General features: G+C 66.0%; 12 protein-coding genes. 6 read left to right on the forward strand and 6 right to left on the reverse strand.

Annotated features, from left to right (window positions below):
- Positions 1-75: 75 nt before the first annotated feature.
- Together leuC and KUV65_RS10270 are read right to left on the reverse strand one after the other, a co-directional pair.
- A complete protein-coding gene (gene leuC, locus KUV65_RS10265) occupies positions 76-1,482 on the reverse strand; it encodes a 3-isopropylmalate dehydratase large subunit (protein WP_222190227.1) in 1,407 nt (468 codons plus the stop codon).
- Positions 1,483-1,531: 49 nt separating this feature from the next.
- Positions 1,532-1,669 carry a hypothetical protein gene (locus tag KUV65_RS10270; RefSeq protein ID WP_222190229.1) on the reverse strand — a complete coding sequence of 46 codons (138 nt, stop codon included), beginning with the start codon at positions 1,667-1,669 and terminating at the stop codon, positions 1,532-1,534.
- Between the two features lie 57 nt (positions 1,670-1,726).
- Here KUV65_RS10270 and KUV65_RS10275 point away from each other — a divergent pair, with 57 nt between their 5' ends.
- Positions 1,727-3,082 (forward strand): mechanosensitive ion channel family protein, encoded by a 1,356-nt coding sequence (locus KUV65_RS10275; RefSeq protein WP_222190231.1) that lies wholly within the window; start codon positions 1,727-1,729, stop codon positions 3,080-3,082.
- 93 nt (positions 3,083-3,175) lie between these two features.
- Here the strand turns inward: KUV65_RS10275 and KUV65_RS10280 are convergent, their stop codons facing one another.
- Positions 3,176-4,801, reverse strand: a complete 1,626-nt coding sequence (locus KUV65_RS10280) for a thiamine pyrophosphate-binding protein (RefSeq protein ID WP_222190233.1) — start codon at positions 4,799-4,801, stop codon at positions 3,176-3,178.
- A 72-nt stretch (positions 4,802-4,873) separates the two neighbouring features.
- Between KUV65_RS10280 and KUV65_RS10285 the strand changes: the two genes are divergently transcribed.
- Entirely contained in the window at positions 4,874-5,401 is a 528-nt protein-coding gene (locus KUV65_RS10285; protein WP_261331767.1) for an NADPH-dependent FMN reductase, read from the forward strand.
- Positions 5,402-5,412: 11 nt separating this feature from the next.
- Here KUV65_RS10285 and KUV65_RS10290 read toward each other — a convergent pair whose 3' ends face one another.
- Positions 5,413-6,159 (reverse strand): TSUP family transporter, encoded by a 747-nt coding sequence (locus KUV65_RS10290; RefSeq protein ID WP_222190238.1) that lies wholly within the window; start codon positions 6,157-6,159, stop codon positions 5,413-5,415.
- Complete coding sequence (locus tag KUV65_RS10295; RefSeq protein ID WP_222190240.1) at positions 6,156-7,193, reverse strand: NAD(P)/FAD-dependent oxidoreductase; 1,038 nt, start codon at positions 7,191-7,193, stop codon at positions 6,156-6,158. Before KUV65_RS10295 ends, KUV65_RS10290 begins: the two co-directional genes overlap by 4 nt.
- A gap of 59 nt (positions 7,194-7,252) precedes the next feature.
- Here KUV65_RS10295 and mnmD point away from each other — a divergent pair, with 59 nt between their 5' ends.
- Together mnmD and KUV65_RS10305 are read left to right on the forward strand one after the other, a co-directional pair.
- Positions 7,253-7,930: a tRNA (5-methylaminomethyl-2-thiouridine)(34)-methyltransferase MnmD gene (mnmD, locus tag KUV65_RS10300; RefSeq protein ID WP_222190242.1), complete on the forward strand. Its 678-nt coding sequence runs from the start codon at positions 7,253-7,255 to the stop codon at positions 7,928-7,930.
- Positions 7,927-8,802, forward strand: a complete 876-nt coding sequence (locus tag KUV65_RS10305; protein ID WP_222190244.1) for a DMT family transporter — start codon at positions 7,927-7,929, stop codon at positions 8,800-8,802. The genes mnmD and KUV65_RS10305 overlap by 4 nt, the downstream gene beginning before the upstream one ends.
- A 96-nt stretch (positions 8,803-8,898) precedes the next feature.
- Here KUV65_RS10305 and KUV65_RS10310 read toward each other — a convergent pair whose 3' ends face one another.
- Positions 8,899-10,851 (reverse strand): lytic transglycosylase domain-containing protein, encoded by a 1,953-nt coding sequence (locus KUV65_RS10310; RefSeq protein ID WP_222190245.1) that lies wholly within the window; start codon positions 10,849-10,851, stop codon positions 8,899-8,901.
- A 161-nt stretch (positions 10,852-11,012) separates the two neighbouring features.
- On the opposite strand from KUV65_RS10310, the gene dapA reads away from it, so the two are divergent.
- Both dapA and tsaA read left to right on the forward strand, forming a co-directional pair.
- Positions 11,013-11,885, forward strand: a complete 873-nt coding sequence (gene dapA, locus KUV65_RS10315) for a 4-hydroxy-tetrahydrodipicolinate synthase (RefSeq protein ID WP_222190247.1) — start codon at positions 11,013-11,015, stop codon at positions 11,883-11,885.
- A gap of 1 nt (position 11,886) precedes the next feature.
- Entirely contained in the window at positions 11,887-12,375 is a 489-nt protein-coding gene (tsaA, locus tag KUV65_RS10320) for a tRNA (N6-threonylcarbamoyladenosine(37)-N6)-methyltransferase TrmO (RefSeq protein WP_222190249.1), read from the forward strand.
- Positions 12,376-12,388: the final 13 nt, after the last annotated feature.

Here is a 12,388-nt window from a genome sequence, read left to right on the forward strand (position 1 = left end):
CCGCACAAGGGCGGCCCCGTTTCTTGGACTCGGTGAAAGAGGGTGCTGGTCGCATATCCCACGACCGTGCGCGTCTCACATCAACTCGCGCACATCCGTCAGGTGGCCCGTCACGGCGGCGGCCGCCGCCATCGCCGGGCTCATCAGGTGGGTGCGCCCGCCGCGGCCCTGACGCCCCTCGAAATTGCGGTTCGAGGTGGCCGCGCAGCGTTCACCGGGAGCCAGCTGGTCGGGGTTCATGGCAAGGCACATGGAACAGCCCGCAAGCCGCCATTCGAACCCGGCCTCCTTGAAGATGTCGGCCAGACCCTCTTCCTCGGCCTGGGCACGGACAAGGCCCGAGCCGGGCACGACCATGGCGCGGATGCCGTCCTTGATCTTCTTGCCTTTCAGCACGGCGGCAGCGGCACGCAAATCCTCGATCCGGCCATTGGTGCAGGACCCGATGAACACCGTGTCGATGGCGATGTCCTTGAGCGGGGTGCCGGGCTTCAGCCCCATGTAATCGAGCGAGCGCTTGGCCGCCTCGACCTTGCCGCCTTTGAAGTCCTCGGGCGCGGGCACGACATCGGTGATCGGCAGAACATCCTCGGGCGAGGTGCCCCAGGTCACGCTGGGGGCGATATCCTCGCCACGGATGGTCACGACCTTGTCCCAATGGGCGTTGTCGTCTGAATAGAGCGTCTTCCACCACGCCAGCGCGGCTTCCCACTGGGCGCCCTTCGGCGCATGGGGGCGGCCCTTGACGTACTCGAAGGTCGTCTCGTCCGGTGCGATCAGGCCAGCGCGAGCGCCGCCCTCGATCGCCATGTTGCAGATCGTCATCCGGCCTTCCATCGACAGCGAGCGGATCGCCTCGCCGCAATACTCGATGACATAGCCGGTGCCGCCGGCGGTGCCGGTCTCGCCGATGATGGTCAGGACGATATCCTTGGCCGTGACGCCCGGCGCCAGTTGCCCGGTGATCTCGACCTTCATGTTCTTCGACTTCTTCTGGATCAGCGTCTGCGTGGCCAGCACGTGTTCCACCTCGGAGGTGCCGATGCCGTGCGCCAGCGCCCCGAAGGCGCCATGCGTCGCGGTGTGGCTGTCACCGCAGACCACGGTCATGCCCGGCAGGGTCCAGCCCTGTTCGGGGCCAACGATATGCACGATGCCCTGGCGCACATCCGTCACCGGGTAGTAGTGGATGCCGAAATCCTTTGCGTTCTGGTCCAGCGCGGCCACCTGGATGCGGCTGTCCTCGGGCATCTTCTCGGGGTCCTCGCGCCCCATGGTCGTCGGCACGTTATGGTCGGGCACCGCGATCGTCTTGTCGGGTGCGCGCACCGTGCGGCCCGTCATGCGCAGCCCTTCAAAGGCCTGCGGGCTGGTCACTTCGTGGACGAGGTGGCGGTCGATATAAAGCAGGCTGGTGCCATCCTCGGCCTCATGCACGAGGTGAGCGTCCCAGATCTTGTCATAGAGTGTTTTGGGGGCCATCGGTCAGTCTCCGGATGGGCGGGAAATGGTCGTCGGTTCGGCTGAGCTGTCAGGCCGTGCCTAGGTGCCCGAGGACGCTGCGGCGCGCGCCGAAAAAGCGCCACGGCAGGCGCGCCCGATCGTCCATGTCGAAAACCCGTATCATGCCGTCGAGATACACATGCACTTGCCCCTTGCCAAGGGTCACGCTTGGCGAAGGCCCGAGCGCGCCCTAGGGTAAACGCATACATCCGAAAGGACCGCGATGGAGCCCGAGACAGAGACGCCGACGGACGCCCTGCCCGATGCAACCCCGATGGAGGAGCTGACGACGTCGGTCGAGGGCTTGTTTGCACAGGGGCGCGTGTTTCTCGAAGGCCTGTTGCGGCCCTGGAATGCCTATCAAGTCGCCATCGTCCTGGGCCTGGTGCTTGTCGCGTGGTTTCTGACGCGTGTCTTCGGCCCGCGCATCCGCGCATGGATGGCCTCGCGCGAGGGGTGGCCGACATGGCGGATGCGCATTCTCGTGATCGTGCATCGGCGGCTGTTCCTGATCTTCTTCGTTGTGCTCGTCTGGACGATGGTCCTGGTGATGCGCGAAGTGACATGGCCATCGCGCAGTTACCTTCTGTCCGTCGTGGCCGAGCTTGCCACCGCATGGCTGTTCGTGGCGGTCGTCGCGCGGCTGATCCGCTCGCCCGTCCTGCGCAGCCTCGTGCGATACGGCGCGTGGATCTACGTCACCATCGCCATCCTGAACCTTCGGGAAGAGGTCGGGGCGATCCTCGATTCGGTGGGGTTCAACCTCGGCGGGATACGTCTGTCGCTGCTTGGGGTGCTGCAGGCCGTGCTGATCGTCGCGCTGCTGATCATGGCGGCGCGGTTCCTGACCCGGACCACCACCGCGCGGATCGAACGGAACGAGGACCTGTCGCCCTCAATGCGGGTGCTGGTCGTCAAGTTCATGCAGGTCCTGCTTTACGGCGCGGCGATCTATATCGGCCTGCGGGCCTCGGGCGTGGATCTGACCGGTCTGGCTGTCCTGTCGGGCGCCATCGGCGTGGGCCTTGGCTTCGGCCTGCAAAAGGTGGTGTCGAACCTTGTCTCGGGCGTCATCATCCTGCTCGACAAATCGATCAAGCCGGGTGACGTGATCAGCCTTGGCGATACCTTCGGCTGGATCCAGACGCTTGGCGCCCGTTATGCCAGTGTCGTGACCCGGGACGGCAAGGAATACCTGATCCCGAACGAGGATCTGATCACCAACCAGGTGGTGAACTGGTCCCATACCGACGAATTCGTCCGCCTCGATATCCATTTCGGCACGTCCTACGGCGACGACCCGCATCTCGTGCGCCGGATCGCCATCGAGGCGGCGATGAAGGTCGATCGCGTGCTGACGGTCGACCGCAAACCGGTCTGCCACATCACCGGCTTTGGTGACTCCAGCGTGGATTACATCCTGCGGTTCTGGATCCGCGACCCGACCGGGGGTCTGACCAATATTCGTGGCAACGTCTTTCTCGCGCTTTGGGATGCGTTCCAGGAAAACGGGATCTCGATCCCCTTCCCGCAGCGCGAGGTTCGGATGCTCGGCGACAAGCCCACGCCAGGGGTCTGAGCCAGCGGCGCGGCTGTCGCCGCATTTCCTTTGGAAGGAGGATGGGGGCTTTGCCCCCAAACCCCCAGCATATTTCCCCGGATAAAGATCAGGTCAGAGGGACGCCGTCGTGCTCAGCATTTGCGGGTCCAGCCGCAATTCGATGATGTGGAGCCCGCCTGTCCGGGCGGCCTCGAACGCCTCGGCGAATTGCCCTGTTTCGGTAACCGTGTGCCCTGTGCCGCCATAAGCCCCGGCCAGCGCGGCCCAGTCGGGGTTGAACAGCTCCGTGCCGGAGACGCGACCGGGGTATTCCCGCTCCTGGTGCATGCGGATCGTGCCGTAGCGCCCGTTATTGGCGACGATCAAGATGATATCTGCCCCGTACTGGCGCGCGGTGGACAGCTCCTGCATCGTCATTTGCAGGCAGCCATCCCCGGCGAGGCAGACGACCGTACGGTCCGGGTGTTGCAACTTGGCCGAGACGGCGGCGGGCAGGCCGTAGCCCATCGACCCCGAGGTGGGGGCGAGTTGCGTGCCGTGCTGCCGGAACCGGTGGTAGCGGTGCAGGAAGGCGGCGTAGTTCCCGGCCCCGTTCGTGATGATCGTATTCGGCCCGGCGTTGTCGCGGAGCCAGCAGATCACCGCCTCCAGCTTCACCGCGCCCGGTGTTTCCTGCGGGGTCTGCCACGCCTCGTAGTCGGCCCGCGCCGCGATGGCGCCACGGTCGGAGTCCGGTTCCTCGGGCAAACGCTCCAGCAGCAGGGGCACGGCGTCGCGCGGGTCGCAGACAAGCGACAGCGCGGTCGGATAAACCTTGTTGGGCATTCCCGGGTCCGGCGCGATCTGGATGATCTCGGGCGCGGTCGCCGGATCGAGCAGGGTGAAATCCTTCGTGGTGATGTCGTTCAACTCCGCGCCCAACAGCAGGATCACGTCGGCCTGCGACAGACGCGCGCCGAGCTTGGGGTTCATGCCCACCCCCAGATCGCCCGCGTAGTTCGGATGATTGTTGTCGACATAGTCCTGTCGGCGGAAGGTAACGGCAATGGGCGCGCCTGTCCGTTTCGCAAGCGCGGCGGCCTGTTCGGCGGCCTCGGCGCTCCAAAGCGAGCCGCCCGCGATGATCATCGGGCGGTCGGCCTTGCGCAGCGTTTCCGCAATCCGATCAAGATGGGCGTCGGACAGGCTGCTTTCAGGCTTGGCCCCGATGACGGGCGCGGCGGGTGCCGATGCGTCGGCCGACAGCACATCTTCGGGGAGCGCGATGACGACGGGGCCGGGCCGGCCCGAGCGTGCGATGGCAAAGGCACGGTCCACGTATTCGGCCAGACGGTCGGTGCGCTCGACTTCTGCCACCCATTTCACCAGAGAGCCGAACACATCGCGGTAGTTCACCTCTTGGAACACGTCGCGGTCGCGGTGCTTCAGCGGCACCTGGCCCACGAAACAGACCAGTGGCGTGGCGTCATGCATGGCGATGTGCAGCCCCGCGCTGGCATTGGTGGCCCCCGGCCCGCGGGTCACGAACAGGACCCCCGGCTCACCCGTCATCTTGCCGTAGGCATCGGCCATCATCGCCGCGCCACCCTCTTGTCGGCAGACGACATTCTGGATGTCATGGTCATAAAGGCCATCCAGCGCGGCCAGAAAGCTTTCCCCCGGAACCGAGAAGACCCGCTTCACGCCGTGGCTTGCCAAACGGTCCGCCAGGATTTTTCCGCCGTGGTGCTTGGACATGTCCCTCTCCCGCCATAGCTCTCACGGGGTGGTTTGTGATCGGAGGATGGGACCTTGTCCAGTGGCAGGCTATTGGGAATTTGCGGCTCGCTTCGGGCGGGATCCTACAATCGAAAGCTGATGCTCGAGGCCGCGCGTCTGTTCGACCCGGCGCAGTTCGTGGTCGGCAACCTTCGCCTGCCGCTCTATGACGGCGATCTCGAAGACGCCGAGGGCATCCCGCCCGAGGTGCAGGCGCTGGCCGATCAGATCGCGCAGGCCGATGCGGTGGTGATTGCTGGCCCCGAATACAACAAGGCGCTCTCCGGTGTTCTGAAGAACGCGCTCGACTGGGTCAGCCGGACCAAGGGCAACCCGTGGAAGGACAAGCCGGTCGCCATCATGTCCGCGGCGGGTGGGCGTGCGGGTGGGGAGCGCACACAGTTCTCGCTGCGCCTTGCCCTGGTTCCGTTTCAACCGCTGATCCTGCAAGGGCCTGAGGTGCTGGTGGGCAATACCGATGCCCAGTTCGACGACGAGGGCCGCCTGATCAACGAGATCAACCTCAAGGCGCTTGAGGGACTGATGATGCGCCTCAAGGCCGAGGCGACGCGGGCGTGAACAAGGCGGCTCTAACCTGCTGCCAGTGACCGGATCAGCAGGATCGTGGCGGATGTTCCGGCAAGGCCAAGGGCAATCGGTCGTGCGGGTGTTTTTCGAAGAAGGCGCGAAAGCGGCGTGGCCACCCAAAGCCCGAAAAGGGTGGCAGGGCTCAGAGCCAGCGCGGCCATCGCGTGTTCGGCGCGCACCAGCCCCTGCCACGCCAGGGCTGCGAGGCTGACGATCATGCCGAACATGAAAAAGCTGTTCTGCATCGCCGCCGATCTGGTTCGCTCTTCGTGCTGGTAAAGCAGCGCCATGGGCGGTGCGCCGATGGCTGTCAGGGTCCCCATCAGCCCGGCGGCCAGCCCCGCGCCGAAAAGCGATAGGGGCGATATGGCGATCCGTATGCCGATCAGCGACAGCGCGATGGCGAGATAGACAATCCCCGCGATGACAAGCCCTATGCCCTCCGACCCGATCAGGGCCGCCGCCAGCCATGCCGCCAGAACCGCGCCAAGCGCCCGGCCCGCGAAGCCTGGCGGCAGTTCGGCAAGTGTAATGGCGCTTCGGTCGGCCCGCATGGCGCGCCACCCGACAAAAGCCCCGAGGATGAGGAGGAGGGTTGGCAAAAGCTTTGGCACGATCAGCGCCAGAAGCGGGGCGGCGACCATCCCGAAACCCTGCCCCGTGATCCGCTGCAAGGCGGCGGCGAGGGCGACGGACAGCGCGGCAAACGCCCAGCCAAATGCCGACAGGTCCGGCAGAAGCGCCGTCACCGGAAACTCGCCTCGGGTTTGAAGAGATCGGGGATGGTGTCCCTGCCTTCGAGGACAAGATCGGCCATCATCCCGGCCACGATGGGGGCCATGCCGAAGCCGATCTTGAACCCGCCATTGGCAATGAACTGGCCCTCATGCAGCGGGTGCGCCCCGAGCATCGGCGCGCGGGACCGGGCACGCGGGCGCAGGCCCGCCCAGCGTTCGATAACCGGGGCGTCGGCCAGCGCCGGGCAGGCGGCACGGGCCTTGGCGATCACGGCCTCCAGTTGGTCATCGGTGGTGTCGGGCGCGTCGAACTCCCGCTCCGAGGTCGAGCCGATGGCCGTCGTCCCATCCGCGTGGGGCACGATATGGACGGCATCCGCGAAAAGCTGCGGGCAATCGCGCAGGTCGGCATCAAGCAGCGCAGCCTGCCCCTTGACCGCGGAGCCGATGATCTTCTGCCCGGCCAATCCGTTCAGCTCCGCCAGCCCTGCAACGCCCGTGGCGTGGATCACGATGCCTTCGGCGTCCCCCTCCGGCGCGATCTCTGCCCCTTTGCGGCGCAGGGCCTCGGCCAGCGTGGCGGTGGCGCGGCGCGGATGCATCCGTGCGGTCAACGTGTCATGGATCACAAGCCCGGTCGGCGAGACAACAGGAATGCCAGCCTCGTTCTCCGGGACCACGCGCCACGCGTAGCGGCCTTTCCACAGCTCTTTCGCCGTTTCTGCGCGGGCGCGGGCAAGCTCCACCGCGCGATCGTCCAACAGGGGCTGGACGCGACCAAGGCGGGCATAGCCCGGGTCCTGTCCCGCGATCTCGGCCACTTCGGTCCAGAACGCCTCGGCCATGTCGAGGCTTTGAAACTGGATCTCTTTCTTGTCGTTCCAGTTTTCGGGCACATGGGGCGCAAGCGCGCCGACCAGGCCGTTCGACGCAGCTTTGCCCACGCCGTTCGGGTCGATCACCCGCACCGACGCACCGCGCGCCGTGCAGGCCCAGGCGATGGCAAGCCCGAAGGCCCCCGCTCCGAATATGGTGACGTCTCTCATTGCGCATGGCCCCCGTTCGGTTAAGTCTCCGCGCGTTGGGCCGGGTTGTAGGCGAGCCGATGGCGGAGAACCAGAGAACGGAAGAGCACAGTCTGGACTGGCGCGAGGGCGTGCCGGTCTCGACCCTGTTCGACGATCCGTTCTATTCGCTTGAGAACGGCCTGGCCGAGACGCGGCACGTGTTCCTGTCCGGCAACGACCTGCCCGCGCGGTTCGCGCCGGGGTTCCGCGTGGCCGAGCTTGGGTTCGGAACGGGGTTGAACCTGGTCGCCGTGCACGAGGCCTGGGTGGCCTCTGGCACGCCCGGACCGCTAACCGTCACCAGTTTCGAGGCATTTCCGGTTTCACCCGCAGAGGCGCTGCGTGCCTTGGCTCATTTCCCCGAAGCCGAGGGGTTGGCCCCGCTGATCGCAAAGGCGCTGTCCGGCTCGGGGCGCATAGAAACCCCAACACTGAATTTCACGCTGGTCGTTGGCGACGCACGAGACACCGTGCCAGCCTGGGGTGGGGTTGCCGATGCCTGGTTCCTCGACGGGTTCTCGCCCGCCAAGAACCCGGAGTTGTGGGAACCGGGCCTGATGCAGGCGGTCTTCGATCACACGGCAGCGGGGGGCAGTTTCGCCACCTACTCCGCCGCCGGGGCGGTGCGGCGCGCCTTGGGCGACGCCGGGTTCACCGTCGAGCGTCGGACGGGCTACGGGCGCAAACGGCACATGAGCATCGGGGTAAAGCCATGAGCGCGGACAACACGCGTCTGGGCATCTGGCTGATGGTGGCGACGACCTTCGTCTTCGCAATGCAGGACGGGATCAGCCGCCACCTTGCCGGGGAATATAACGTGCTGATGGTCGTGATGATCCGCTACTGGTTCTTCGCGGCCTTCGTCATCGCGGTGGCCACGCGCAAGGCTGGAGGGTTGCGTGCGGCGGCCGCCACCGAACAGCCCTTGGTGCAGGCGTTTCGTGGCCTTTTGCTGGCGACCGAGATCTGCGTGATGATCGTGGCTTTCGTGCTTCTGGGGCTGATCGAAAGCCACGCGGTCTTTACCTCGTACCCGTTGCTGATCGCGGCACTGTCCGGCCCGGTGCTGGGGGAAAAGGTGGGATGGCGGCGTTGGGCGGCAATCGCGGTGGGCTTTGTCGGGGTGTTGATCATCCTGCAACCGGGCATGCGCGTGTTCGAGATCGAGGCGCTGGTGCCCTTGGCCGCGGCCTTCATGTTCGCTTTGTATGGATTGCTGACGCGCTATGTCGCGCGCAAGGATTCCGCGGCCACCAGCTTTTTCTGGACCGGCACGACCGGGGCGGTGATGACGACCGCGATCGGGCTGTGGTTCTGGGAGCCGATGAGTGCGCCCGACTGGGCGTGGATGGCGTTGCTATGCGTCACGGGGGCGGGTGGGCATTTCCTGCTGATCAAAACCTATGAACTGGCCGAGGCCAGCGCCGTGCAGCCTTTCGCTTATCTGCAACTGGTATTTGCAGCGTCCCTGGGGCTGTTGGTCTTCGGCGAAACGCTGGAGGCGAACGTGGTGATCGGGGCGACGCTAGTGGTTGCAGCAGGCCTCTTCACGCTGTGGCGGCAACGTCAGAAAGAACTCGGCGACTAGGGATTGCGCCGTCTTCGACGTCGCCGGAGGGAGGCGCGGCCTCACGCCCCCTTGGGGCGATCGCCCGCGCCTTGGGCGCTAGCTTCCAGTCGCCGCTTACTGCGCCAGACGCTCGGCCAGGCCGAGAGTCGGAAGGGCACCGGTCAGTTGCGCCTCGTAGATCGGCAGGCTTTCGGTCACGCGCATGATGTAGTTGCGGGTCTCGGAAAACGGGATCGCCTCGATCCAGTCGATGATCGCGTCCTCGTCCAGCCCGCGCGGATCGCCGAAGCGTTCGATCCACTGGTTCGCCCGCCCCGGCCCGGCATTGTACCCCGCCGAGACCAGAACGGGGTTGCCGCCATAGCGCTCGATCAGGCCGGCGATATAGGTCGATCCGAGCAGCAGGTTGTAATCCGGGTCGGTCCGTAGCCGCGCTTCGGAAAACGGAATCCCCAGCAAGTCCGCCGTGTCCGATCCGGTGCCGGGCATCACCTGCATCAACCCGATGGCGCCCGCGTAGCTGACCACGTTCGGGTCGAACTCCGATTCGCGCCGCGCGATGGACAGGGCGAAGGCGGCGGGCACCGGCAGATCCACCTCGGCCAGATCGGCAATGGGGTAGTAGGCGCGCATGATCTCGTAGCCTTCTTGCGCGGCGCGCTTGGCGATCTTGAGCGCGAGATGCGGTTCGCCAAGATCAAGGGCGAAATCCCCAAGCATCCCGGCCTCGTCCCGCGTCAGGCTTTCGGTCAGATGCGTCAGGAACCGCTCGCTCAGGTCGCGCTGGCCGGCCTCGTAAAGGATTAGCGCGGCATGGAACACGGTGGAGGCGGTGAAATCCGCGCTGCGCCAATCGCCGTAATCCTCGTCGGCAAGAAAGGCGGGATCGACGGGCAACCCGCCGCGCTCGGCGGAAAGCTGGCCGTAGAAACTCGACTGGTAGTCGGCACCCAGCGCATAGGCTTCGGCGGCCTCGGACTCGTTGCCAAGCGCCTCATGCGCGCGGCCCAGCCAGTAGCCGGCCCGACCGACCGAGATGGGCGAAAAGACGGTGTCGCGGAAGGCTTGGAAATGGCCGATGGCGGTTTCGGGATTGCCGGCCCGCAAGGCGCAGTATCCCGCGATCCATTCGAGATCGGCAAAGGCGAGGTAATCGACGTCGCGGCTCAGGAAATGGTTGGCGGCGTAGTCGTAGCAGAGGTCGAACTCCCCTTCGCGGGCAACATCGCGGGCCAGGTCGGCGCGCCTGTCGGCCCATGCGGACGGTCGCCCCAAAGCCTCGGCCGAGGTCGAGCGTTCGGCCATCAGGTCCCCGGCGGTGTCCCAGAAGCCCGACCGGACCCGCCAGAGGAATCGCTCGAAGGCCAGCCCCGGATGCGTGCGCAGATCCGAGGGCACGGCTTCGATCAGGTCATCTACCCCGGGGCGGCGTTCGCGCAGGGCAAGCCGTGCCTCCGCCAGGGCCCGCCATCCCTCGGGAACCAGGGGGAACATCGCGCGGGCGCGGTCCTCGGCCCCTTCCCAAAGCAGGTGATCGAGGCGGCGCAGATGCAAGCTTTCGTCGTTCAGGACCGATCCGTAGGCGTCGCGCAGGTTGCCGGCTTGGGTGCCGGTCATCGTCATCGTGGTCCAGGCGCGGATCGCCTCGGCATGGGCCGCCTCGGTATCGCCCGCCGCTTCCAATGCACGGGCAAGCGCCAATGCGCCTGCGCCGGTCTGGGGCGCCTGATCTTCGAAATAGTCCAGCACTGGCTCCGGATCGCCATCGATCGGGATGGAGGGTTCGCCCCGCGCACGCAGGTATTCGAGCCCCGGCCAATCGGGATTACGCTCCAGGAAAGCGACGTAATCGGCAAAATCCGCCCCGCCACGGCGCAGCCGCGTCCATTCCACCACGTCCAGCGCGACGGGGTCGTCAATGGCCTCCACTGCTTCATCCACCAGCGCGAGATCGCCTTGGGCAAGCGCATCGAGAGCGAGGCCAAGCGCCTCGGCATCGGCGAGGGCAGGGGCCGCCGAAACGGCAGCGCCAAGCGCAAGGCAGGTGGCACGGATCAGGCGGCGCATGGTCTCCCTCCGCAAATTTTGAGCGCTGACAAAAGGATAAAGGCAAATGGTTGCCATGCAACTCACGAACTTGGCAATTCCGGGCGGCGCGGGTAGGTTCCGCGGCAATTCGCCGACGGGGCGCACTTCCGCACCCCCGGATCAGGAAAAGGACCAGCGCGATGTTCAAAGGCTCGATGCCCGCCCTCGTCACCCCGTTCACGGACGGCAAGGTGGATTTCGAGGCGCTCAAATCGCTGGTGGAATGGCAGATCGCCGAAGGCTCTCACGGGTTGGTTCCGGTGGGCACGACGGGCGAGTCGCCCACGCTCAGCCATGACGAGCACGAGCAGGTGATCGAGGCGGTCGTGCAGGCCTCGGCGGGCCGGGTGCCCGTGATCGCCGGGGCCGGGTCGAACAACACGGTCGAGGCCATCCGTTTCGTCGAACATGCCAAGGCGGTCGGCGCGGACGCGGCGCTGGTCGTGACGCCCTATTACAACAAGCCGACGCAGAAGGGCCTGATCGCCCATTTCAGCGCGCTGAACGAGATCGGCATCCCGATCATCATCTACAACATCCCGCCGCGCTCGGTGGTCGACATGCTGCCTGCGACGATGGGGGAGCTGTCCAAGCTGCCCAATATCGTGGGCGTCAAGGACGCCACCGGCGACCTGGCCCGCGTGCCCAAGCAGCGCATCACCTGCGGCACCGATTTCATCCAGCTTTCGGGTGAGGACGCGACAGCGGTGGGTTACAACGCACAAGGCGGGCGTGGCTGCATCAGCGTCACGGCCAATGTCGCGCCCAAGCTCTGCGCCGAGATGCAGGAAGCGACGCTGGCTGGCGATTTCGCCGCTGCGCTGGAGTATCAGGACAAGTTGATGCCGCTTCACGAGGCGATCTTTGCCGAACCGGGCGTCTGCGGCGCGAAATACGGGCTGTCGGTTCTTGGCAAGTGTTCCGACGAGGTGCGCCTGCCGCTCACCGGCCTCGACGATACCACCAAGCAGAAGATCCAGGCGGCCATGCGCCATGCCGGGATCATCAGCTAGGATGGGCGAGCGCCGCGAGGGCGAGGTTGCGTTGCCCTTCGACCCGGCAGACCGGGTCGAGGCGGGCGTCACCTTCATCGGACATATCCGGTCGAACTGGTCCAAGGGCAACGCGCCCCGAAACCTTCGCGCGGCCCGCGAAACGGGCGAGGTCGCGCGCATCGAACTGCTGCCCGACTATGTCGAGGGGCTGACGGGCCTTGAGGTCGGGCGCGCCATCCAAGTGATGTACTGGGTCGATCGGGGTGAACGCAGCCTGATCGTGCAGTCCCCGCGCCATACCGATGGGCCGCGCGGCGTTTTCGCGATCCGCAGCCCCGTGCGCCCCAACCCCATCGCGCTTGGCACCGTGGTCATCACGTCGATGGATCGGGAGGCCGGGGTGATCGGCATCGACGCGACCGATGCCTTCGACGGCACGCCCGTTCTGGACATCAAACCGTGGATTCCGACGGTCGACGTGCCGCCGGGCTGGCAGCCCGAGGGCTGAGCGCCTATATCCG

The organism is Maritalea mobilis, from assembly GCF_019800885.1.
Classification (GTDB): domain Bacteria; phylum Pseudomonadota; class Alphaproteobacteria; order Rhodobacterales; family Rhodobacteraceae; genus Roseibacterium; species Roseibacterium beibuensis.

Excerpts from the sequence above, each read along its gene's own strand:
- KUV65_RS10275 (WP_222190231.1), top strand. The coding sequence starts at position 1,727 with ATGGAGCCCGAGACAGAGACGCCGACGGACGCCCTGCCCGATGCAACC.
- KUV65_RS10310 (WP_222190245.1), bottom strand. The coding sequence starts at position 10,851 with ATGCGCCGCCTGATCCGTGCCACCTGCCTTGCGCTTGGCGCTGCCGTT.
- mnmD (WP_222190242.1), top strand. The coding sequence starts at position 7,253 with ATGGCGGAGAACCAGAGAACGGAAGAGCACAGTCTGGACTGGCGCGAG.
- leuC (WP_222190227.1), bottom strand. The coding sequence starts at position 1,482 with ATGGCCCCCAAAACACTCTATGACAAGATCTGGGACGCTCACCTCGTG.
- KUV65_RS10280 (WP_222190233.1), bottom strand. The coding sequence starts at position 4,801 with ATGTCCAAGCACCACGGCGGAAAAATCCTGGCGGACCGTTTGGCAAGC.
- tsaA (WP_222190249.1), top strand. The coding sequence starts at position 11,887 with ATGGGCGAGCGCCGCGAGGGCGAGGTTGCGTTGCCCTTCGACCCGGCA.
- KUV65_RS10305 (WP_222190244.1), top strand. The coding sequence starts at position 7,927 with ATGAGCGCGGACAACACGCGTCTGGGCATCTGGCTGATGGTGGCGACG.
- KUV65_RS10295 (WP_222190240.1), bottom strand. The coding sequence starts at position 7,193 with ATGAGAGACGTCACCATATTCGGAGCGGGGGCCTTCGGGCTTGCCATC.
- dapA (WP_222190247.1), top strand. The coding sequence starts at position 11,013 with ATGTTCAAAGGCTCGATGCCCGCCCTCGTCACCCCGTTCACGGACGGC.